The organism is Sulfurimicrobium lacus, from assembly GCF_011764585.1.
GTDB classification, from domain to species: domain Bacteria; phylum Pseudomonadota; class Gammaproteobacteria; order Burkholderiales; family Sulfuricellaceae; genus Sulfurimicrobium; species Sulfurimicrobium lacus.
Genome location: NZ_AP022853.1, coordinates 816,791 through 839,892, shown reverse-complemented (window position 1 = coordinate 839,892; position 23,102 = coordinate 816,791). Strand labels below are relative to the sequence as shown.

The 23,102-nt window shown below is 64.3% G+C and carries 18 protein-coding genes and 1 pseudogene; 17 read left to right on the top strand and 2 right to left on the bottom strand.

Annotated features, from left to right (window positions below; all coding sequences use genetic code 11):
* The first annotated feature begins 7 nt into the window (after positions 1–7).
* The 4 genes from SKTS_RS04280 to SKTS_RS04265 all read left to right on the top strand — a co-directional run bounded on the left by SKTS_RS04280 (position 8) and on the right by SKTS_RS04265 (position 4,948).
* Entirely contained in the window at positions 8–2,017 is a 2,010-nt protein-coding gene (locus SKTS_RS04280; protein WP_173060823.1) for a VIT and vWA domain-containing protein, read from the top strand.
* A 200-nt stretch (positions 2,018–2,217) separates the two neighbouring features.
* Positions 2,218–3,033, top strand: a complete 816-nt coding sequence (locus SKTS_RS04275; RefSeq protein ID WP_173060820.1) for an archaeosortase/exosortase family protein — start codon at positions 2,218–2,220, stop codon at positions 3,031–3,033.
* Positions 3,020–3,550, top strand: a complete 531-nt coding sequence (locus SKTS_RS04270) for a hypothetical protein (RefSeq protein WP_173060817.1) — start codon at positions 3,020–3,022, stop codon at positions 3,548–3,550. Before SKTS_RS04275 ends, SKTS_RS04270 begins: the two co-directional genes overlap by 14 nt.
* 135 nt (positions 3,551–3,685) lie before the next feature.
* Complete coding sequence (locus SKTS_RS04265; protein ID WP_173060814.1) at positions 3,686–4,948, top strand: biosynthetic peptidoglycan transglycosylase; 1,263 nt, start codon at positions 3,686–3,688, stop codon at positions 4,946–4,948.
* A 27-nt stretch (positions 4,949–4,975) separates the two neighbouring features.
* On the opposite strand, the gene SKTS_RS04260 is transcribed toward SKTS_RS04265, so the two are convergent.
* Positions 4,976–6,160 carry an acetylornithine transaminase gene (locus tag SKTS_RS04260; RefSeq protein ID WP_173060811.1) on the bottom strand — a complete coding sequence of 395 codons (1,185 nt, stop codon included), beginning with the start codon at positions 6,158–6,160 and terminating at the stop codon, positions 4,976–4,978.
* A 293-nt stretch (positions 6,161–6,453) separates the two neighbouring features.
* On the opposite strand from SKTS_RS04260, the gene SKTS_RS04255 reads away from it, so the two are divergent.
* The 13 genes and pseudogenes from SKTS_RS04255 to SKTS_RS04195 all read left to right on the top strand — a co-directional run bounded on the left by SKTS_RS04255 (position 6,454) and on the right by SKTS_RS04195 (position 22,402).
* The gene (locus tag SKTS_RS04255; RefSeq protein ID WP_173060809.1) at positions 6,454–7,257 is read left to right on the top strand and encodes a hypothetical protein; all 804 of its coding nucleotides are present in this window, start codon (positions 6,454–6,456) and stop codon (positions 7,255–7,257) included.
* A 395-nt stretch (positions 7,258–7,652) separates the two neighbouring features.
* Positions 7,653–8,321, top strand: coding sequence for a PEP-CTERM sorting domain-containing protein (locus SKTS_RS04250; protein WP_173060806.1), 669 nt, complete (start codon positions 7,653–7,655; stop codon positions 8,319–8,321).
* A 189-nt stretch (positions 8,322–8,510) separates the two neighbouring features.
* A complete protein-coding gene (locus SKTS_RS04245) occupies positions 8,511–8,813 on the top strand; it encodes a YkgJ family cysteine cluster protein (protein ID WP_173060803.1) in 303 nt (100 codons plus the stop codon).
* A gap of 64 nt (positions 8,814–8,877) precedes the next feature.
* On the top strand, positions 8,878–9,189 hold the full coding sequence (locus SKTS_RS04240) for an ArsR/SmtB family transcription factor (protein ID WP_173060800.1): 312 nt from the start codon (positions 8,878–8,880) through the stop codon (positions 9,187–9,189).
* Positions 9,190–9,214: 25 nt separating this feature from the next.
* Positions 9,215–11,334, top strand: a pseudogene (gene aas / locus SKTS_RS04235) (bifunctional acyl-ACP--phospholipid O-acyltransferase/long-chain-fatty-acid--ACP ligase).
* Between the two features lie 139 nt (positions 11,335–11,473).
* Positions 11,474–12,706, top strand: a complete 1,233-nt coding sequence (locus tag SKTS_RS04230; RefSeq protein ID WP_244617431.1) for an amidohydrolase family protein — start codon at positions 11,474–11,476, stop codon at positions 12,704–12,706.
* A 165-nt stretch (positions 12,707–12,871) separates the two neighbouring features.
* On the top strand, positions 12,872–14,104 hold the full coding sequence (lplT, locus tag SKTS_RS04225; RefSeq protein WP_173060797.1) for a lysophospholipid transporter LplT: 1,233 nt from the start codon (positions 12,872–12,874) through the stop codon (positions 14,102–14,104).
* Positions 14,105–14,107: 3 nt separating this feature from the next.
* A complete protein-coding gene (locus SKTS_RS04220) occupies positions 14,108–14,731 on the top strand; it encodes a C40 family peptidase (protein WP_173060794.1) in 624 nt (207 codons plus the stop codon).
* Positions 14,716–15,921, top strand: a complete 1,206-nt coding sequence (locus SKTS_RS04215; RefSeq protein WP_173060791.1) for a 1-acyl-sn-glycerol-3-phosphate acyltransferase — start codon at positions 14,716–14,718, stop codon at positions 15,919–15,921. The genes SKTS_RS04220 and SKTS_RS04215 overlap by 16 nt, the downstream gene beginning before the upstream one ends.
* On the top strand, positions 15,918–16,793 hold the full coding sequence (locus SKTS_RS04210) for a phosphatase PAP2 family protein (protein WP_173060788.1): 876 nt from the start codon (positions 15,918–15,920) through the stop codon (positions 16,791–16,793). The genes SKTS_RS04215 and SKTS_RS04210 overlap by 4 nt, the downstream gene beginning before the upstream one ends.
* Positions 16,777–19,281 (top strand): PEP/pyruvate-binding domain-containing protein, encoded by a 2,505-nt coding sequence (locus tag SKTS_RS04205; RefSeq protein WP_173060785.1) that lies wholly within the window; start codon positions 16,777–16,779, stop codon positions 19,279–19,281. Before SKTS_RS04210 ends, SKTS_RS04205 begins: the two co-directional genes overlap by 17 nt.
* A 31-nt stretch (positions 19,282–19,312) precedes the next feature.
* On the top strand, positions 19,313–20,878 hold the full coding sequence (locus SKTS_RS04200; RefSeq protein ID WP_173060782.1) for a YiiX/YebB-like N1pC/P60 family cysteine hydrolase: 1,566 nt from the start codon (positions 19,313–19,315) through the stop codon (positions 20,876–20,878).
* A gap of 33 nt (positions 20,879–20,911) precedes the next feature.
* Positions 20,912–22,402, top strand: coding sequence for a phospholipase D family protein (locus tag SKTS_RS04195; RefSeq protein ID WP_173060780.1), 1,491 nt, complete (start codon positions 20,912–20,914; stop codon positions 22,400–22,402).
* Positions 22,403–22,457: 55 nt separating this feature from the next.
* Here SKTS_RS04195 and SKTS_RS04190 read toward each other — a convergent pair whose 3' ends face one another.
* Positions 22,458–22,952 carry a VOC family protein gene (locus SKTS_RS04190; RefSeq protein WP_173060777.1) on the bottom strand — a complete coding sequence of 165 codons (495 nt, stop codon included), beginning with the start codon at positions 22,950–22,952 and terminating at the stop codon, positions 22,458–22,460.
* Positions 22,953–23,102: the final 150 nt, after the last annotated feature.

Sequence of the window (23,102 nt, the reverse complement as noted above, 5' to 3'; positions counted from 1 at the left end):
GATCGACATGAACTGGTTTCGCAAACTCGCCGCAGTGCTCGCCGCTGCGGCATCCCTGGGCGCGCCGCCTGGAGCATGGGCAGAGGAATCGCCCCCGGACAGCAAGACCCTCGCACCGTATTTCTTCATCGACAGCTCCGACCCGTCCGTGGACCGCCTGCCCCTCAAATCGACCGACGTGGAAGTGAAGATCGCCGGCGTCATCGCAGACGTGAAGGTGACCCAGCACTACAAGAACGAGGGCACGCGGCCGATCGAAGCACGCTACGTGTTCCCGGCCTCGACCCGGGCCGCCGTTTACGGCATGCGCATGCGTGTCGGCAAGCGCCTGGTGGAAGCGCAGATCCGCGAGAAGCAGCAGGCGCGCGCCGAGTACGAGACCGCGAAGAAGGAAGGCAAGAGCGCCTCGCTGCTGGAGCAGCAGCGCCCCAACGTGTTCCAGATGAACGTGGCCAACATCATGCCGGGCGACGACATCGCGGTGGAGCTGAACTACACCGAGACCCTGGTGCCCACCGAGGGCAAGTACCAGTTCGTCTTCCCCACCGTGGTCGGGCCGCGCTACAACGGCAGCACGGCGAGCGGCAGCGGCGTGAAGGAGCAATGGGTGGCGCAGCCCACGCAGCATGCCGGCGAAGCACCGAAATCCGCCTTCGGCATGAAGCTGGTGATCGATTCGCCGATCCCGGTCAAGGAGGTGTCCTCGTCTTCGCACACGATCCGCGTCGCTGGCAAGGACAGTCGCCGCGTGGAAGTAAATCTCGACGCCGCCAACAACAACGGCAACCGCGACTTCATCCTCGACTACAGCCTCGCCGGCAAGGAAATCGAGTCCGGCGTGATGCTGTACCAGGGCAAGGACGAAAACTTCTTCCTCGCCCTGATCGAGCCGCCCAAGCGCGTGACCGGCAACGAGATCGTGCCGCGCGAGTACATCTTCATCCTCGACATTTCCGGCTCGATGCACGGCTACCCGCTGGAAACCGCCAAGACCCTGCTGCGCAAGCTGGTCGGAGGACTCAAACCGAGCGACAGCTTCAACGTGATGCTGTTCGCCGGCGACAACTCCATCCTGGCGCCGACCTCCCTGCCCGCCACCAACGAGAACATCGACAAGGCCATTTCCGTCATCAACCGCCAGCAGGGCGGCGGCGGAACCGAACTGCTGCCGGCCATGCGCCGCGCCCTGGCGCTGCCGCGCGACGACAGCCGCGCCCGCAGCTTCGTGGTGATCACCGACGGCTACATCACGGTGGAGAAGCAAGCCTTCGAACTGGTGCGCAACAACCTGAACAACGCCAACGTGTTTTCCTTCGGCATCGGCTCCTCGGTCAACCGCCACCTGATGGAAGGCCTGGCCCACGCCGGTCAGGGCGAGGCGTTCATCGCCACCGATTCCACCCAGGCCGAGGCGGTAGCGGAAAAATTCCGCCGCTACGTCGAAAGCCCGGTGTGGACGCATCTCAAGCTCAAAATCGACGGCCTCGACGCCTACGACATCCAGCCCGCCAGCGTGCCCGACCTGTTCGCCTCGCGCCCGGTGGTGCTGATGGGCAAATGGCGCGGCGAGCCCAAGGGCAGCATCACCATCGCAGGTCACGCCGGCAACGGCCCGGCCAGCCGCAGCGTGACCATCGACGCCAGCCGGGTATCGCCCGACAGCAGCGCCCTGCGCTACCTGTGGGCGCGCAGCCGCATCGCCGACCTGGCCGACACGACACTGCTGGACGGCAGCGCCAGCGAGGAGACGGTGCGCACGGTGACCGAACTAGGCCTGAAATATAACCTGCTGACCGACTACACCTCCTTCATCGCGGTGGATAAGGTGATCCGCAACACCGAAGGCAGCGACACCGTGGACCAGCCCCTGCCCATGCCTGAAGGCGTGAGCGACCTGGCGCTGGGGAGCGAGGTGCCGAGCACGCCCGAGCCGGAGTTCTACGCGCTGATCGCCATGGCGGGCGGCATAGGAGCGTGGTTGCGGCGCAGGAAGCAGGGGCGGGAAAAGAAATCCTGAAGTTTTTCCCTCTCCCCCACCCCTCCCCCGCTTGCGGGGGAGGGGCTTTACCACCGCGCGGAGAGTTGTTCCAACGGCGCAGGTACTCCCTCCCGCTCACGGGGCCGTGCCATTACTCCCCTCGCCCGCAAGCGGGAGAGGGGCTGGGGGAGAGGGAAATTTCGGACCGAATCAATGGTTCACTAACAAGGAAGAACCAAATGAACTGGATAACTCGTTGGCGGCCGACGGCGCTTTCACCGCTCTGGCTGCTGGCCCTGCAACTCGCCGCGCTGTGGCCGCACTGGGTGTGGATGGCGCGCCGCGCCGGGGACGGGTCGGACGATCCGTGGGGCGTGGTGGCGCTGCTGGCGCTGGCGGCCCTGGTGTGGCTCGACCGGCAACGGCTGACACGCCAGCCGCACGGCGCCAGCCTGGCGGTGGCGGGCGGGCTTTCGGTCGCCGCCGCGCTGGGCCTGGCCTTCCTGCCGCCCATCGTCGCTGCGGCGCTGGCGACGCTGGCAGTCGCCACCCTGCTGGCGGGGATGCTGCCGCCCGAACGGCCGCGTGCCTCCCTCGCCTTCCTCGCCCTGCTGACCCTGCCGCTGGCCGCTTCGCTCAACTTCTACCTCGGCTACCCGCTGCGCTGGCTGTGCGCCCAGGGCGCCGCCGCGATCCTCGGGATGATCGGCTGGCAAGCCACGCCGGAGGGCGCCGCGCTGCTGTGGAACGGCCAGACCATCCTGGTCGACACCCCCTGCGCCGGGGTCACCATGCTGTGGGTCGGGCTGTTCGCCGCGGCGCTGCTGTCCTACCTGTACCGGGCTTCCACCTGGCGCACCGCCTTCAACCTGGGCACTGCGCTGCTGCTGCTGGTGGCCGCCAACGTGCTGCGCAACGCCCTGCTGTTCTTCAAGGAAGCCGGCATCGTCAGCCTGCCCGGCTGGACCCACGACGCGCTCGGCCTGCTGGCGTTCGGCCTGGCGCTGTGGCCGCTTTACCTGATCGTCGCATGGAGGCGTGATGAGCAACACTAGACCGATCCTCGTTCTTTTCCTCGCGGCATTGCTGTGCGCCGCCGTGCTGCCGCTGTTCGCGCGCGGCTCCGAGCCGCCTGCGCCGCAATCGAACGCCAACCCGGAATGGGCGGAAGCCCGCTGGCTGCCGGCGGGCGCTGCCCCGCTGCGGCATCCCCTTACCGCGCTGGAAGAGAGCTTCGCCAGCCGCTTCCCCGGCCACATCGCGCGTTTCAGCGACGGGCGGCACGTCTGGATCGTGCGCGTCATGGACCGCCCCACGCGCATGCTGCACCCCGCCGCAGACTGCTTCCGCGGCCTCGGCTACAGCGTGCAACCGCCGCGCGTGCACACCGACGCGCACGAGAGGAACTGGCGCTGCTTCGCCGCCGAAAAGAACGGCAGGCACCTCAAGGTGTGCGAACGCATTTTCGACCGGCAGGACGGCAACTGGACCGACACCTCGTCCTGGTACTGGTCGGCCCTGCTGGGACGGGAAAGCGGTCCGTGGTGGGCGGTGACGCAGGTAGAGGAATGAAGTTGAAAAAATCGTTTGCCACAGAGAACACAGAGGCCACCGAGGAAAGGCAAATTCCCTCGTTTCATCTCTGTGTCCTCTGTGATCTCTGTGGCTTGAACTGCGGTTTTTTTGATAAGGGGTGGGGAGAAAATCATGGTGCATTGGGTTAAAGCCGGACTGATTTCTATATTGATCGCGCTGCTTCTGCTGCTGTTCGCCGCCGCCTTGCTGCTGGTCGGCTCGCCGACCGGCAAGGACTGGCTGATCCCGTTCCGGCTGACACGGACTGCCACCCTGCACCTGAAAGTCGCCCCCATGCTGGCCGCAGCCACCTCGCCCCAGGGGCGGCGCCTGCTCGCCGGCAGCCGCTGGCGCACGCGCGCCGGGACGGTGACGCTGGCCGACCGGGACGGCGCGCTGGTGGCGCGCTGCGCGCCGTGCGAAGTGCGCATCGTGCAGCTCTCATCCGAGCCGCTGCGCCTGTCCGCCATGACCCTGGCCCTGCAGCGCGACGGCAACCGGGTCTCGGGCTGGGTGGCTGCGGCAAACGGCGGCGCCGAGCAGCGCCTGATCTTCAGCGGCGCACTCGACGCACGGGCGCTGGCGCTGAACTGGGAGCTGCCGCGCAGCGAGATCGCGGGGGTGTTGGAGCTGTTGCGCTCGGCCGTCCCGGAAGCCGGTCGCGCCACCATCCTCGGGCATTTTTCCGCCGCCGGGACGCTTTCGTTGCCGAGCGGAAAATGGTCGATCTCGCCCCGCCTGGAGGGCTTCGAGGTGTACGGCCTGGGCACGGAACGGCTGCGCTACGGCGCCGTCGATTTCGTCTGCCGCGACGCCAGCGGGACGCCGCAACTGCGCCACGGGGGCGACCGCGCGCCGGGCTGGCTCGCGCCCGACCGGATGGGCCGCGCCCTGCCGCGGGCGGTGCTGGCGGCGGAGGACGGCCGCTTCTACCAACATCCCGGCTACGACCTGGAAGAGCTCGTCCCGCTGCTCGCCGATGCCGAGCGCAACGGACGGCGCGGCGCCAGCACTCTGTCGCAGCAGCTGGCGAAAAACCTCTACACCGGCGCCGACCGCAACGGCGCGCGCAAGCTGCGCGAGCTGCTGTACGCGGTGGAAATGGAGCGCACCCTGGGCAAGTGGCGCATCCTCGCGCTCTACCTCAACACCGTCGACTGGGGCCCCGGCATCTGCGGCGCGGCGGACGCGGCGCGCGTCTACTTCGCCCGCGCACCGGAACACCTCAACCCGGTGCAGGCCGCGTGGCTCGGCGGCATCCTGCGCAACCCGCAGCGCGCCTACCGCCAGGAATTCCTCACGCGCACCCCGGAAGCCCGCCGGCTCAAATGGGTGCTGGCCCAGACCCCCCGCGTCAGCCGCCGCCACCGCCTGGGCTGGGATGCGCCCGGATGAAACAATGTCCATGCGCTCCAAGGCGCATCAAGCTCGGTCGGGCGAGATCACGGCGTCGAGGATTTCCAGCATGCGGTCGATCTCGTTCAGCTCGACGTTGAGCGCCGGCATGAATCTCAGCAGGTTGGGGCGCGGCGAGTTGATCAGCAAACCGGTGGGTTCATGCAGACGGGCAGCTTCGACAATGGCCGGGCCGCGCTCGCCATCGAGCGTCAGCGCCCGCAACAGGCCCTGACCGCGTTCGGTTCCAAGTCCGTGCCTGGCCGACAGCGCTTCCAGCCCGTGTGCCAGGTAGATACCCTTGTCCGCCACCGATTGCAGGAATCCCGGTGCCAGCAACGTGCGCAGGACCGCCAGCCCGACGGCGCACATGAGCGGATTGCCGTTGAAGGTGCCGCCCTGGTCGCCCGGCTGGAAACAGCACACTTCCTCCCGCGCCAGCAGCGCCGAGAGCGGCACGCCGCCGCCTATCCCTTTGCCCAAAGTCATGACATCGGGTTCGATTCCCGCATGTTCGTAAGCGAACAGCTTGCCGGTTCTCCCCATGCCGGTCTGGACCTCGTCCACGATCAGCAGCAGGCCGTGCCGCCGGGTCAGTTCGCGCAAATCGCGCATGAATTCGTCGCTCGCCGGGATCACCCCGGCCTCGCCCTGGATCGGTTCCAGCATCACGGCAACGGTTTCCGCGCGGATCAGCGCGGCCACCGAGTCGATGTCGTTGTAGCGCGCTTTCGGGAAGCCCGGCACCTGGGGCGCGAACAGGGTATCCCAGCCGGGCTTGCCCGAGGCCGACATGGTAGCCAGGGTGCGGCCGTGAAAGCCGTTTTCGAAGGTGATGATTTCGAACGCGCCGTTCCTGTTGACCTGGCCCCACTTGCGCGCCAGCTTGATGGCGCCCTCGTTGGCCTCGGCGCCGCTGTTGGCGAAGAACACCCGGTCGAAGACCGAGTTTTGCGTGAGCAAGGAAGCGAGTTCCGCCGCGGGCGCGTTGTAGAACGCCGGGCTCGGGTTGATCAGGCGTTTCGCCTGCTCGGCCAGGGCTTGCGCCACCACGTCGGGCGAATGGCCCAGGCAGTTGACCGCCCATCCCTGGACGAAATCCAGGTAGCGCTTGCCGGTGTGGTCGGTCAGCCAGGAGCCGTGGCCCTCGTGAAAGACGATGTCGGGCCGGTTGGTGATGGACATCAGGGCGGAAGTGTCGCAGTGGTTCATGGTTACTCCTTTGGTTGCGGTGGGCGGGGACGAAAAAAAAGCCACGCGGCGTGCGTGGCTTTTTCTATATGCGGGTCGATCGGGTGATTAAGCCGAATCCAATCCTCGAACATAGCCAGCCGGCTCACCAGGGGCAGGCGAGTGGCGGCGTCGCAGGGAAGTGAGTCTGGCGGGCAAATGTTTCATGCTTGTCAGTATTGCAGCTGATGCGCTGGGGCGCAAGATGACACCCCATGTCAAACGCGTAGAATGATTCCTGCATATCTTCGCGAAGCATCGCATGGGAGACCATCATGTCCAGCATAGCCCTCACCGATCCGCTCAAGGCGGAATACCAGCGACTGTTCGACAACTGCAACCTGCGGCCGGAAAGCGCGGGCGAAGTGGAAGCCATACTGGCGCGCATCCGCAATGGCCAGCCGCGCTACCGCGCCGTGGCGGCGGAAACCGATGTCCCCTGGCTCGTGATCGCCGTCCTGCACCAGATGGAATGCAGCGGCAGTTTCGACAAGCACCTGCACAACGGCGATCCGCTCAGCGCGCGCACCGTGCGCGTGCCGGCCAACCGCCCGCCGCAGGGCACGCCGCCGTTTGTATGGGAAGTCAGCGCCATCGACGCGCTGCGTTTTCAGCGCTTCGACCGCTGGAAGGACTGGAGCCTGTCCGGCACGCTCTACCGCATCGAAAGCTATAACGGCTGGGGCTACCGCCTCTACCACCCGGAAACCCTCAGCCCCTACCTGTGGGGCGGCTCGAACAACTACGCCGGCGGCAAATACGTGCAGGACGGCCGCTGGTCGGCCAGCGCCATGTCCCGGCAGATCGGCGCCGCCGTGCTGCTGCGCCGCATGGCCGAAAGCGGCCTGCTCCTGCCCGCCGCGGAACTGCCCCACACCCCCGGCGCACCGGCGGAAAAGCTTCCGCTGCTGCGCTACTCGCCCAATGCCGAACTGCCCTACGCCAGGGAACTGCAGGCTTTCCTCAACACCCTGCCGGACATCTACCTCAAGGTCGACGGCAAGCCGGGCGAACGCACCTCCGACGCGTTCAGGAAAGCCACCGGCAATTACCTGGCCGGCGATCCGCGCGCAAGCTGATTGACGGGCAAGCGGCTGGTTAGCATGTAGGGTGTGAAGCGATAGCGCATTACACCATGCGAAGGTTAAGGCTCGACTGCAGTCGATGTGCCGCGCGGTTTCATGCGGCGCAATGCCCGTTGGTTATTGCGCCCTACGAGCGTTTCCGTGATTCAGGATCGACGAGTTTGAATGTCGGGATTTTTTACAGTCTCGCCCGAAAATTTCTCAACCGGGTTGCCAAAAACCACAGCGTAAACCATCAACACGATGAAGTTAAAAGGAATATATTCAACCTTTCGCGCTGGCACGGACAATGCTTATGTCTTGGTGAGCGCCGACAATTGTAACTGGTGAAGTTATAGGTTGGGTTTTTCTCATCCTTGGCTCTTTAAACCAATAAGGAAGCTAAATAAATGCGTAATTTAATGAAATTTGCTGCGGCTGCAGCCATAGGCCTCTTCGCCCAGTCAGCATGGTCGGTGCCATTTTCCGCAACAATACCGGACCAAATTGGACCGATTAGTGGATCGTTTTATGTGGGCGGTGTCACTTCTCCTGCAGCGTCAGCCGTCGGGTCAGCTCATCTTACGTTCGATCTTATTGGCTATGGTGGCGTTGATGGGTACGGGCCCCGCATCAGCACAAACGATGTGTACGATAGTTTTGGGTTCCTTGTAAATGACCCAACAGTAGATGGCGTGTCTTTTGGCGCTTTGTTAAATATGGGGGGCTCTTACCCCGGCGCCCCTGTTCTTTATGATAATAACCCTGATGTTAATCCCCTAAACGCCAACCTTGTTTCGTACACAGACAATGGTTCTAATCAAGGCGGTCTGGCAAAATTCAGTGTCGACTTTACATTATTGTCCGGCAATAACTCCTTTGTGTTTAGCTACAGCCTTCAGCCCGCTGTTGGCGAAGGCTGGGGGTTGCGTAATATGGTAGTCAGCGCCGATTTGTCAGCGGCACAGCCGCCTGGTGCCAGCGTTGTCCCCGAACCCGGAACCTATGCTTTGATGCTGGCGGGTCTGGGTGTGATGGGTGCTGTGGTACGTAGACGCAAGGCCGTGCAACCTGATTGATCTTGCCGGGTGGTGAAATGTTTAACGGGGGCTCAGGCTCCCGTTTTAAATTGAGCCCTATCAACTAAAGGGTCACCCATTAGTTCTCACAGCGTGACGCTGACCGTCAAGCGGTTGGTGTAATTTAGAGAGTAGAGGGGGCGCAAATAACGCACTTCCCCTGCCACTGCACATGCGAAAATGCCTCGCATGAACGCGCAAACCGACATGTCCAACACCCCTGAAATCACCTGCTCCACCTGCGAAGCCTGCTGCTGCCGGCTGGAGGTCATGCTGATGGCCGGCGACGACATCCCCGCCGCGTTTACCAGGCAGGACCGCTGGGGTGGGTGGGTCATGGCGCGGCGCGACGATGGCTGGTGCGCGGCGCTCGACCGGGACACCATGCTGTGCCGGATCTACGAGCGCCGGCCCGTGATCTGCCGGGAATATCAGGCGGGCGACAGCGACTGCATCACCCAGCGCGCGCAGATGGTCACGGGCGGCCGCTGAGCGTCGCAGAAAAAAACTCCATAAAACATTTGTCATACATAACTAAATGTGTAAACATGTGGTCATGACAAACGACTCCATCCAGAAGCTCCCGAACCAGTGGCACGACGTATCCAGCATGTTCGTCGCCCTGGGGGACGAACAGCGTCAACGCATTCTGCTGACGTTCCAGCCTGGCGAGCGCCTCAACGTCACGCAACTGGTGGCCGCTTCCACGCTGAGCCGCACGACGGTGTCGCACCATCTCAAAATTCTGCATCAAGCCGGCGCCCTGCAAAGCGAAAAGATCGGCAAGGAGGTCTATTTCTGGATCGACCGGGAAAACATCGCCGCCACCTTGCAGCGCGTGCTGGATTACGTCAGAAACAACACCTAAAAAGTAACAAAAACAGGGAGGTTACATGTTGAAAACGCTGCTGCGCCTGCTTTGCCGGATACTGTTCCGGATCGAGATTCACGGTAACGCCAACCTGCCGCAAACCGGCAAGCTGCTGGTCATCGCCAACCACGAGTCGTTTCTCGACGGCCTGCTGATCGGCCTGTTCCTGCCCTTCCGCGCGACTTTCCTGGTGCATACCACGGTGCTGCAAAATCCCGTGTTCCGTTTCCTGCTTGCCCGCGTGCCGCATCTGGCAGTGGACCCGACCAGCCCGCTGGCGATGAAGAAAGTCATCAAGCTGCTGGAAGCGGGCGAATCCGTGGTGATCTTCCCGGAAGGGCGCATCACCATGACCGGCAGCCTGATGAAGGTGTACGACGGCCCCGGCTTCGTCGCCGCCAAGACCGGCGCCACCATCCTGCCGATCAGGCTGGACGGCGCGGCGCGCTCCTACTTCAGCCGCTTGTCCGGCAACTATCCGCGCAGCATTCTCCCCAAGATCACCCTCTCCATCCTGCCCACCACCGCCATCGCCATGCCGGACGCGCCCAGCGCCAAGCTGCGCCGCCGCATGGCGGGCGACGCGATGCGCCGCACGATGCAGGAAATGCTGTTCGCCTCTCAGCCGGTGCAGACGCTGTTCAGCGCCCTGCTCGACGCCATCCGCATCCATGGCCGCGGCACGCGCCTGCTGGAGGACATGCAGCAGGTGGAAGAGACCTACGGCCAGCTGCTGAAAAAAATCCTCGCGCTGGGGCGGCTGGCGACCAAGATCAGCGCGCCGGGCGAGAACGTCGGGGTGCTGCTGCCCAACGTCACCAGCACCATCTGCCTGATTTTCGGCATGAGCGCCATGCGGCGCGTCCCCGCCATGCTGAACTACACGGCGGGCACGGCCGGGATGCAGAACGCCTGCATCGCGGCCGGGGTGCGCACCATCGTCACCTCGCGCCAGTTCGTGGAGGCCGCCAAGCTGGCTGAACCCTCGCCGCGCTGGAAAACATCCGCATCGTCTACCTGGAAGAGCTGCGCGCGCAGTTCGGCCTGGGCGACAAGCTGTGGCTGATGGGCTTCGCGCGCTGGCTGCCGGCGCTGGCCGTGCCGCAGGTCCAGCCGGACGATCCCGCCGTGGTGCTGTTCACTTCCGGCTCGGAAGGCAAGCCCAAGGGCGTGGCGCACTCGCATCGCGGCATCCTGGCCAATATCGCGCAGATCCGCTCGGTGATCGACTTCACGCCGTCGGACAAATTCATGATCACTCTGCCGCTGTTCCACGCCTTCGGCTTCACCTGCGGCGGCATCATGCCGCTGGTGACCGGCTCGAAAATGTTCCTTTACCCCTCGCCGCTGCACTACCGCATCATCCCCGAGATCATTTACGACCGTAACTGCACCGTGCTGTTCGGCACCAGCACCTTCCTCGGCAACTACGCCCGCTTCGCCCACCCTTACGACTTCTACAAGCTGCGCTACGTGGTGGCCGGCGCGGAAAAACTCAACGAGGAAGTGCGCAAGACCTGGATGGACAAATTCGGCATCCGCATCCTGGAAGGCTACGGCGCCACCGAATGCGCCCCGGTGCTGGCCGTGAACACGCCCATGGCCTGCCGCACCGGCACCGTCGGCCCGCTGCTGCCCGGCCTGCAATCCAGGCTGGAAGCCGTTCCCGGCATCGAGCGCGGCGGCCTGCTCAGCGTGCGCGGCCCCAACGTGATGCTGGGCTACTACCTGTTCGACCACCCCGGCGTGCTGAAACCGCCCGAAGACGGCTGGTACAGCACCGGCGACGTGGTCGAGATCGACGCCGACGGCTTCGTGCGCATCCTCGGCCGGGTCAAGCGCTTCGCCAAGATCGCCGGCGAAATGGTGTCGCTGGAAGTGGTGGAACAGATCGCCAACCTCGCCTCGCCCGCTGGCCAACACGCCGCCACCACGCAAACCGACGCGCAGCGCGGCGAGAACATCCTGCTCTTCACCAGCGATGCCGCGCTGAGCCGCGAAGCATTGCTCAACGCCGCGCGCGAGCTCGGCAGCCCGGAACTGGCGATCGCCCGCAAGATCGTGCCGCTGGCCGAACTGCCGCTGCTGGGCACAGGCAAGACCGATTACGTGAGGCTCAAACAGATGGCGGAGGCCGCCTGATGAACCGGGAAAAACCAGTTAACCACGGAACACACGGAGCACACGGAGGAGAAATTATGGGATGTATGCCATGCAGCCCGAAGGTCGATTTTTTCCGTGTTCTCCGTGTTTTCCGTGGTTTCAAACCAGGGGATTTCAGGTGAACCGCCGCCAGTTCCTGCGCTCAACGGGCGTATTCGGGCTTGCCGCCGGCGGCGCGGGCGGGTGGAAATACTGGCCGGAACAGGGCCTGACCAATCCCTGCCGCGCCGACCTGCCGGACGCCGTGGCGCAGCATCCGCTGCTGCAGTCGGTATGGGCCGGGCTGGACCCGGCTCAGGTGTGGGATTGCCACGTGCATCTGGTCGGCAGCGGCGATTCCGGCAGCGGCGCCTGGTTCAGCCCGGACATGGACAGCATGTGGCACCCCCTGCTGCGCATGCAGAAACTGTTCTACATGAACGCCGGCTGCGTGCACGAGGCCCCCGGCCAGCTCGACCGGAGCTATGTCGCGCGCCTGCTCAACCTGGTGGAAGGCATGAAGCCCGGGTTCAAGACCATGCTGCTCGCCTTCGACTGGTTTCACGACGAGAACGGCCAGCCCGACCCTAAGCGCTCCATCTTCCACATTCCCGACGCTTACGCGGCGCAGGTGGCGCATGCGCATCCCGACGCCTTCGAGTGGGCGGCCTCCATCCACCCCTACCGTGCCGACTGCGTGGAAGCTTTGCATACAGCGGTGCAGGGCGGTGCGCGTGCGATCAAGTGGCTGCCGTCTGCCATGGGCATCGACCCGCTTTCGCCGCGCTGTGACCCTTTCTACGCCGCGCTGGCGGCGGCGGACCTGCCCATCATCAGCCACGCCGGGCGCGAACTGGCGGTGCAGGGCGGCAACCAGGATTTCGGCAACCCCCTGCGCCTGCGCCGCGCGATGGACCACGGCGTGCGCGTGGTGGTCGCCCACTGCGCCTCGGACGGCGACGACCAGGACACCGACCAGGGCGCGAACGGCCCGCGCGTGAAGAGCTTCGCACTGTTCGCCCGCCTCATGGACGAGCCGCGCTACGCGGACAAGCTGCACAGCGACATTTCCGCGCTCACCCAGCTCAACCGCGCCTGGGCGCTCAAGGCCGTGCTGCAGCGTGCCGACTGGCACCCGCGCCTGCTCAACGGCTCCGATTATCCCCTGCCCGGCATCATGCCGCTGTTTTCGGTCGGCGACATGGCGAACATGGGCTTGCTCGACCCCGCCGCCGTGCCGGTGCTGCAGGAAGTCCGGACGCACAATCCGCTGTTGTTCGATTTCGCTTTGAAACGCTTGCTGCGCGCGGGTCAGCTCCAGTTCCCGTCCAGCGTATTCGAGACACGCCGCTTTTTCGAACCCAAAAAATAATTCTAGCCACAGAGAACACAGAGGACACAGAGATGAAGCAATTTTCGCTGTTTTTTTCACCTCACCCTACAGGTGGAGCCCCCATTTAAGGCAACCCATTGTTTTATCTGTGAACTCTGTGTTCTCTGTGGCTAACTTAGTTTTAAAGCTTGAAAGGAAATCCGCATGACCCACTCCACCATCCAGAACGGCAGCCTGGTTTCGCGCGGCATGATCGCCGTGCTGGTCGCGCAGTTCTTCTCCGCGCTGGCCGACAACGCGCTGCTGTTCGCCGCGATCGCCATGCTCAAGTTCATGCACGCGCCGGACTGGCAGACGCCGCTGTTGCAGGAATTCTTTGCCGTTGCCTTCATCCTGCTGGCGCCTTTCGTCGGGCCTTTTGCCGATAGTTGGCCCAAGGGCCGCGTGATGCTGGCGGCCAACGCGATGAAATTCGCCGGGGCCATCGCCATGCTGCTCGGGCTGCACCCCCTGCTCGCCTACAACCTGGTCGGCGTCGGCGCGGCGGCCTATTCACCCGCCAAGTACGGCATCCTCAGCGAACTGGTCGGAGCGGAAAAGCTGGTCAAGGCCAACAGCATGATGGAAGGCTCGACCATCGTCGCCATCCTGCTGGGCGCGGTGCTCGGCGGCATGCTGGCGGACCGCTCGGTGAACATGGCGCTGTCCGGCGTAGCCGCATGCTACGTCATCGCCGGGCTGGCCAATCTGCTGATTCCCAAGCTGCCGGCCGCCCATCCGCTGGCGACCTTCTCGCCCGTCGCGCTGGTCAGGGATTTCTGGGCCGCGCTGATTATTTTGGTGAAGAACCCCGACGCGCGCTTCTCGATGCTCGGCACCAGCGTGTTCTGGGGCAGCGGCAGCACGCTGCGCTTCCTGCTCGTGGCCTGGGTGCCGGTCGCGCTGCTGATCAGCAACAACGGCATGGCCGCCAACCTGAGCGGCGTGGTCGCCATCGGCATCGCGCTGGGCGCCGCCGCCGCGGCGAAATTCGTCAACCTCAAAACCATCAACCGCGCCCTGCCGGCCGGCATCCTGATCGGCCTCCTGATCCCGGTGTTCGCCCAGGCCACCAGCCTGCCGACGGCAGTCGTGATGCTGGTGCTGATCGGCGCCTGCGGCGGCTTCTACGTCGTGCCGCTCAACGCGCTGCTGCAGGAACGCGGCCACGAAACCGTCGGCGCCGGCCACGCCATCGCCATCCAGAACGTGTTCGAGAACTTCGCCATGATCGTCATGGTGGGGCTCTACGCGCTGATGGTGAAGGCCGGCATGGAGGTAGTCGCCTCGGCCAGCCTGTTCGGCCTGGTGGTGTTCTTCGCCATCGGCACGCTGGCGTGGCTGCGCATAAGCAAGGCGAAAGCCGCCGGCCGCCTGGCTGAAGAGGCGAACAGCTGAGCCATGGAAAGACAAGCACTACCGCTGAATCTGACGGATATCCATGATCTGGCGTGCACCTCCTACGCCGAGGCGCGCGACGCCATCCGCACCGGCGACCTGCTGTTCTGCTCCGGCGCCAAACCGCTGTCGCGCATCATTCAGACCGCCACCCGCAGCCCGTACAGCCACGTGGCGCTGGTGGTGCGCATGCTGTCCATCGACAGGGTACTGCTGCTGGAAGCGGAATGGCCCTACGGCGTGCGGGTGGTACCCCTGAGCTGCTATTTCAAGGACTGGAACGGCGGCGGCAAGCCCTATTCCGGGAATCTGCTGGTGGCGCGTCACGCCGCGCTCGATGCCGATGACGCGGACACCTTGGCGCTGTTCCTGTCGGAACTGGTGGATATTCTGGGGCGTCCCTACAGCCTGCGCCGCGCCTTGCGCATCGGCCTGCGCGAGGTCGTCGCCCTGGCCGGCCTGCGCTTTCGCGAGTTGCGGCTCAAGAAGGCGACGGTCTGTTCCGAGTATATTCATCACGCCTACGCCCGGCTCGGCATCCACATTCCGTGCAACCCCAAGGGATACATTCTGCCCATGGACATCGCCAGCCATCAGGACGTTTCGCTGATATGCCGCATCCTGTAAGCCAAAGCCCGACCAGCCGCCCAGAGTGGCGCGTTCTAGTGTGGCGCATCATCGGGCGCCTCGCCTTCAATCGCATCACCCTGCTGGGAGGCGAGCGCCTGCCGCCGTCCGGCGCGGTGCTCTACGTGGCGACCCACCGCAACGGGGCGCTGGACGCGGCGCCGTATACCCGCGCCATACCGCGCGCCCTGCCCATGATCTCCGCCCAGCTGCACCGCAGCGCGCTCGGACGCTTCCTGTTCCAGGGCATCCCGGTCGCGCGCGCCAAGGACCGCGAACGCGGCATGGCGGCGGACAACATGCAGGCCGTAGAGCGCTGCATCGCCCTGCTGCAGGGCGGCGGCCAGCTGCTGGTCATGCCGGAAGGGACCAGCGCGCTCGGTTTCAGGCATTTGCCCTTTCAACGCGGCGCGGCAAGGATCGCCCATGCCGCCGTCGACGCCGGGGTCGCGCTGACCATCGTGCCGCTCGGCGTCCACTGCGAAGACCCCACCGCGTGGCAAAGCCGGGTGGAGGTGCTGGTCGGAGAAGCGGTAAAACTCCAGCCCGGCGACGACGTGGCCGCGATCCATCGCCTCATCACGCAGGGGCTGGAATCCGTCGGCGCCAACTTCGCCAGCGACGAGGCCCGGCACGACGCCGAAGTCCTGGCCTACGCCGCCACGCTGGGCACGCCTGCCTCCTACGCGCTGTCCCTGAAACATTTCGAGCAGGCCGCCCCGGAAACCCTGGCCGAAATCGTCCAGCCGCTGAAAACGCTCGCACGGCGGGAGCGCCTGTGCCTGCACCAGGGCGTGCCGCTGGTTCCGGTTTTGCCGTGGCCGCTGTACGCGCTCTACTGGCTGGTTCTGGCGCCGCTGGTGGGCGGGTTTTGCCTGCTCAACGCGCCGGTGCTCGCCGTCGGACTGGTCGCCAGCCGCAAACTGCCGGATGCGCCCAATGTCGTCTCCTTCTGGCGGATGGTGGGAGGGTTGCCGGCGGGACTGGCGTGGGCGGCGCTGCTCAGCACAGGCCTCGCCTTGGTTTGCGGTCCCGCCGGGGTCGCCGCCTATTGGGGCGTCAGCGTAGCCGGCATCGGCGCCTGGTACCGCTTCCGCAAGCTGTCCGTGGCCCTGTGCAACGGCTTGTTTCACGCCGGCGCCAGGCCCGCCTTGTTGCAGGCCTGGCGCGAACTGAAGGAGCACATATGATCGAACTGCTTGAGTTGCCGCTGCGCTATTTCAGCGCCTATGTCGCCGCCATTGCGGGCGCCAATGCGCTGCGCATGACGATCTGGACCCTGCTGTTCTGCGCCATGCTGGCAGGGATGGCCTGGCTCGCCCGGCGCCATGCCCGCCGCCCCGGCTGGGGCCGGCTTGCCGCCGTGTGCGCGTTTCTCGCCGTCGGGATGAACGTGTCCTACCAATCCATGGCCGGGGCGGTGCCGGCGGTACGCACGGTGCGCTTCGACGCCGAACTGCTGGCCATCGACCGCTGGCTGCTGGGAGAAACCCCGTCGGTCGCGCTGGCGCGCCTGGCCACCCCGTGGCTGACCGAAATCATGAGCCTGTGCTACATCCTCTTCATGCCCCTGCTGTTTGTCAGCCTGCTGCGCTACTTCTTCCGCCGCCGCGAACTGCTGGGCGAGTTCTACGCCGGTCTGTTCACCGTTTACGGCCTGGGCTTCCTCGGCTACCTGCTGGTGCCGGCGGCAGGCCCCTGGCTGGCCCATCCCGAGCTGTTCGACGCGGCGCTTTCCGGCGGGCCGATCACCGCGCTCAACCAGACCATGGTGACGCAGGGCAGCAACCGGGTGGATGTCTGGCCCAGCCTGCATTGCGCGGTGTCGACCTTCATCCTCGGCTTCGCCTGGCGCCACCACCGCAATGAGTTCCGCTGGCTGCTGCTGCCGGTCGCCGGGTTGTGGTTTTCCACCCTCTACCTGCACTACCACTATTTCGTCGACGTGCTGAGCGGCTTCGCGCTGGCCGCGTTCGCCCTGTACGAATCCCGCCGTTACGCTCGCGGCCAAATTCGCCCCAAGGAAACTCAAAAGGAAACCGAAAATGTCGCTACTGCTTGATTTCACCTCGCCACTCCTGCTCGACGCGTCCGTCGCCGGCGGCAAGGGGGCGAACCTCGCCCGGCTCACCCAGGGCGGCTTTGCCGTGCCGCCCGGTTTCGTGCTGCCGCCGCAAGCCTACCTGACCTTCCTGGCGCACGAGCCCGCGTTGCCGGGACTGGTGCGCGAACTGCCGCTGGACGATCCCGCCGCCATGGACCAGGCCTGTTCGCAGCTTTGCGCGCGCATGGCGCACTGGCCCATGCCGGAATCCCTGCTGGGCGAAGTCCGCGAGGCGCTTTCCAAATTCCCGCCACAGACCGCTTTCTCGGTGCGCAGTTCGGCCACGGCGGAAGACCTGGGCGGCGCGGCATTCGCCGGGCAGCACGAAACCTACCTCAACTGCATCGGTGCGGACGACATCGTTGCGCGCATCCGCGACTGCTGGGTATCGCTGTGGAGCGCCCGCGCCGTGAGCTATCGCCTGCAGGCCGGCGTCGGCCTGCTGGACACGGCCATGGCGGTGGTGGTGCAGAAAATGGCCTTCAGCCGCGTCGCCGGCGTCGGCTTCTGCCTCAACCCGGTGACCGGCGCCCCGCACGAGCAATCCATCGACGCCAACTACGGTCTCGGCGAATCCGTGGTGGGGGGCGAATTCCCGGTCGATCACTGGTTACTGGACAAGCGCACCGGGCAAGTCAAGCACGCCACCATCGCGCGCAAAACCGAACGGATCGTCGCCGCCGCCACCGGCACGCGCATCGAACCCGTGCCGCAGCAGGACGCCGAAACCTCCTGCCTGACGGAGCAGGAACTGTCCGGCCTGTCGGAGTTGATGCGCCGCGTCGAAGCGCTCTATGGCTATCCCCAGGACATCGAATGGGGCATCGAGGGCGACACGTTGTGGCTGCTGCAGGCACGCCCGGTCACGCGCATCCCGGCGCGCTGGACGCGCGACGAATCGGCGGAGCGCTTTCCCTCGGTCATCACGCCGCTGGCCTGGGACCTGGTGGAAGAAGGCTTTCACCAGTCGCTTTCCCATTCCTTCGAACTGATGGGCCTGCCGCCGTTTCACGGCAAGTGGTTCGCGCTGTTCGACAACTACGTCTACGGCAACCAGAACGCCGTCGAGATTTACGCCGAAGGCACGGCCAGCGCGCTGAACGTGCGCTCCGTGGCGGAACTGGTGGCGGCTTTGCCCAAGCTGCGCAAACGCTATGCCTGGGTGCAGGACCTGCCGCTGGCCTGGTCGCGCGACCTCGACCGCTACCTGCTCGGACTGGGCGAGCTGATGGCGGAACCGCTGGCGGGCCGCGCGATACCCGAGCTGTGGGACTACGTGCTGCGCGTCAAGCGGCTCGGCGCCGAATATTTCCTGCCCAACATCGCCATCTCGATCACCCAGCGCACGCTGTACAAGCTGGTGTTCAGCATCATCGAAGCCGGCATCGGCAAACAGGCCGCCCCGGCCTGCTTCGACCGCCTGCTGGCCTATTGCGAGACCAAGACCGGATTCGTCAACAAGGAGCTCTACCGCCTGGCGCGGAAAATCGAACAACGGCCGGCCCTCGCTGAGAAAATGCGCGTGCTGAACGGACAGGCGTTTCTCGCTGCCGGCGGGTTCGCTGAGGACGCCGCGATCGACGCTACGTTCCAGCGCTTCCTGCAGGACCACGGCCACCGCGAAGTGGAATTCGACCCCTACCACCCCACCTGGCTGGAAGCGCCATGGCTGGTGGTGGAGAACCTGAAGGCGATGCTGGACTCGGCGCTGGAAGACCCGGCCGAAAAAGAACGCGCACTGAAAATTGCCATGACCGAAACCGAGCGTCAGCTGCTGGCCGGCATGCCGGAGGAGCTGCGCTTCGCGGTGCAGGAACTGTTGCGCCTGGCCCGCGTGTACACCGCGCTGGACGACATCGAGCACTACCAGACGACCAGGCTTACCCTGCCTTTCCGCAAAGGATTGCGCGCCCTGGGCGAGGCGCTGAAGAACAAGGACATCGTGGCCGAACCCATGGACGTATTCTTCGCCCAGGCAACGGACCTGGATCAAGCCGTGCGGCGCAACGACGCCGGCTCCTGGGCGAAGCTGAAGGCAAGTATCGCAACGGAAAAAACCGCCTACATGAAAAACCGCCTGCGCTCGCCCGAGTGGGAGCTGGGAAAGTCGGCAGCCGGCGCCGTCAGCGAAGGCGGGCTTTCCGGCCTGCCGGGCAGTCCGGGCACGGCGCGCGGCGCCGTGTTCAAGGTGCTGTCCACGGACGACTTTGCCTCGTTCCCGCAAGGCGCCATCCTGGTGGCGCGCACCACCAATCCGGCCTGGACGCCGCTGTTCTACAAGGCGGCGGCGATCGTCACGGAAAGCGGCGGCCCGCTCTCCCACGGCGCGGTGACGGCACGCGAAGTCGGCCTGCCGGCCGTGATGAGCGTGCGCGGTGTGCTGGAAGCACTGGAAAACGGCCAGATAGTCACGGTGGACGGCACGGCCGGCCGGGTTATCATTTGACAGAAATGCTGCATACAACCGAGGGAATGCAATGAAATTCCAGTCTTCACACGTCATGTTCATCGCTAGTCTGCTGTCAGCAACCGCTCTGGCGGCGCCCCTGTCGGCACATGCCGCCGATGAGCCCGTGGCGGCGGCGAGCGCCGAGAGTGTTGCCGCGCCGACCCGTCAGGCCGATGCCGCACAGGTCATCGACCTGATCGCCCGCTCCCGTGCGCTGCAGGACAAAATCCCCGCTTTCATCGCGGAAGCCGACCAGGCCATCGTAGCCCACCATGGCGCCCTGCCCGCCGCCTACTCCGTGCGCATCGCCAGGGAAATCGGCGAAGCCAACACCATTCGTACCCTGCTGTTTCAGCATGCGCTGCGTCACCGCAACGCCCTTTACCGGGTGGACGAAGGGCTGGCCGACGGCGCGCGCATCGACTCCATCCTCATTGCCATGGCGGCGGCACTGACCCTGTTCGACAACGCACAGTTCATGCAGCAGCACTTCTCCGGCAATTTCGTGCTGAGCAGCAAGCTCAACGAGGCTTATCCCGAAGCTGGCGTAGGCAAGAACTTCTACGAGGACTCCCTGCTGCGCGCCAACTCGCTGAGCTATCGAGCCGCCATGAGCGATGCGATCCGCTTCTTTCAGGACAACCAGGAGGCCATCGCCAACCACGTGGGCCAGGCCGACATGAGCATCGTCGCGCTCTATGAATTTGTCGAAAAAAGTCCGGCGCGCAAGAAATTCGGCGGCGACGCCGCGTTCCGCCAGATCTCAGATCAGCTGGCCATCCTGATGCGACGCTCGGTCGTCGACTCGGTGCGCGAGGTCGGCAAGCTGAAATTCTTCACCTCGCAGGTGGTGGGCAACACCCTCGGCATGGTGCGCTGGCGCGCCGGGAAGCTGAAGAACGACCACGAGTTCCTCTCCCTGGTGTCGGAAGCGCTCCAGCCCGGCGACATCCTGCTGGAGAAAACGCCCTTCGCGCTGACCGACAAGACCATCCCCGGACACTTCGGCCATGCGGCGATCTATATCGGCACCACGGACCAGCTGCGCGCCATCGGCGCACTGGACTCGCCCCTGGTCAAGGCACACCTGGAGCAGATCGGCTCCGGCCACGTGGTGCTGGAAGCCCTGCGCGGCGGCGTGGTGCTCAACAGCCTGGAACACTTCATGAACATCGACGACATCGCCGTGCTGCGGCCCAGCCAGCTGCCGCAGGAAGCCAGGCGCGATTCGATCGGCCTCGCCCTGAGCAACTACGGCAAGCGCTACGATTTCAATTTCGACGTCAACACCACCGAAACCATCGTCTGCTCCGAGCTGGTCTACGCCGCCTACCCGCAGATCGATTTCGTCACCAAGCAGGTGTTCACCAGCTTCACCATTTCGCCCGACGACATCGCCAAGCTGGCCGTCGGCAACCCGTCCGACCCGCTCGAACTCGCGCTGTTCGCCCACGACGGCAAGCTGGCCTACCGCAAAGGAGACGACACGGCCGGGATCGAGTTGTACCGCAAGCTGGTCGGGATGGAAGACGGGCGCAAGGACCGGCCGGCATTCAGGCAGGACGCGCCGAAAGCGGAGTTCAGCGCGATTTGAATGATTAATTGAAACACCTGACTCGGGATAAAGATGAAACGATCGCTAGTTGCCGTGTTGTTCAGCCTGTGCATGTGGCTCCCGTTATCCGGGCGCGCCGCGCTCGATACACCGATGGCCTTTATCGTCGGGCAGATCGACGCCCACGCGCGCCAGAGCGGAATCTATGTGTTGAACACCGGCATGGAGGCTCTGCTGGCCCGTGCCTGGCTGGCCGACCACGCCCAGCATTCGATCGAAGTGCAATACTTCATCTGGAGCGCCGACAACATCGGCATGCTGGCCGCGGAGGCGCTGTTGCGTGCAGCGGATCGTGGCGTTCGGGTGCGCGTTATTGTGGATGATTTGCTCATCGATGCGCCGGACAAGTCCTTGCTTGCACTGGCGAAACATCCGAACATCGATATCCGCATTTACAATCCACAGCATTCGGTCGGCACACCGTTTCACAAACGAGCGCTGAACGTGCTTACAAATTTTCGCGGCGTGAACCAGCGCATGCACGACAAGACCTTCATCGTCGACGGCAAGCTGGCCATCACTGGCGGGCGCAACATGGCGAACGAGTACTTCGATTACAACCATGAGTACAATTTCCGCGATCGCGATGCATTGCTGCTGGGCGAGGTGGTCAAGACGATGAAAACCAGCTTCGAAAACTTCTGGGGCAGCGAACTGAGTGTCCCAGTGGAAGCCCTTTACGATGGCCTTGGCCTGATGCAAAAGAATGTCCGCGTGGACGATGAGGAAATCAAGCGGATTTATCGCGAATTGCATGAATATGCAAATTCACCCGACAACTTTGCACCCGAGGTGCGCTCTGCCATAGAAGCCGCGCCCGCCTCATTTGCGCGTCTGTCTGAGGAGGTGGTATGGGCTGACGTAAAATTCATCAGCGACCGTCCAGGCAAGAATAAGAAAAGCATAAGTCTGGGCGGGGGCGGATTAACCACGACGGCCCTGGCGCAACTGATTAGGGGTGCGCGCGATCATATCGTTATCCAGTCGCCTTACCTTGTGCTATCCGACAAGGCCATGACGCTGTTCAGGGAGGCCACCGCGCGCGGCGTGCGCGTACGCATCAATACCAACTCACTGGCCTCCACCGATAATCTTCAGGCTTTCAGCGGATATCGCAATCAGCGGGCCGCCTTGCTCAAGATCGGATTGGAGATTTATGAATACAAACCCGATCCCAAGGTGCAAGGCCCGATGCCCCCCGTGATGACGGACGGCAAACGTCCGGTGTTCGCGTTGCATGCCAAAACCATGGTGGTGGATTCGAAAATTGTTTATATCGGCACGTTCAATGTTGACCCGCGTTCGGAGAATCTCAATACCGAAGTGGGAGTGATTGTCCAAAATGAAGGGGTGGCACACGCCGTAGAAGCGGCGATCGAAACCGACATGCAACCGGGCAACAGCTGGAATGCGGCGACCGACCAGCCAGATCAATACGTACCTCTCGACAAACGCAGCAAGGCGCGGTTTTGGCAGACGATGCCCATTAAGCCATTGTTATGATTTTTTTCAACTGCCCGGCAACATTCGTTGAACGCGTGGCTCGCGGGTGTGCGGCCTACCCGGCGTAAGCCTTTTTCAGTTCGGCGATATCGAGCTTCTTCATTTGCAGCAAGGCGGTCACGACGCGCCCGGACTTGCGCGGGTCCGGATCGCTGATCAGGTCGGCCAGTACATTGGGCACGATTTGCCACGACAAGCCGTATTTGTCCTTGAGCCAGCCGCATTGCTGCGCCGCTTCGTCGCCGCCGGCAGAGAGGCTGTCCCAGTAGTGGTCCACCTCTTCCTGGGTGTCGCAACCCACCTGCAGGGAGATCGCTTCGTTGAACTTGAAATTCGGGCCGCCGTTCAGCGCCGTGAAGGCCTGCCCGCCGAGTTCGAACTCGACGGTCAGGACGCTGCCGGCCGGTTTGCCGTGTATCTCGTGGCCTTCCTCGCCGTAGCGGCTGATGTTCGCGATGCGGGAATTCGGGAAAATTGCGCAATAGAATTGCGCGGCCTCTTCAGCCTGGGTGTCGAACCACAGGCACGGGGTGATCCTTGGAATGTGCATGGTTTTCTCCTGCACGGCACCCGCCACGGCGTCGCAACGAGCCCGGCAAACAGATCAACGCGTGTTCGGGCGCCAACAAATAGGGGGCGACAGACCAATGTGACATTCATCACTTATTTCTGGAGGGTCCCGCCTTTTAAAATGTCGTGC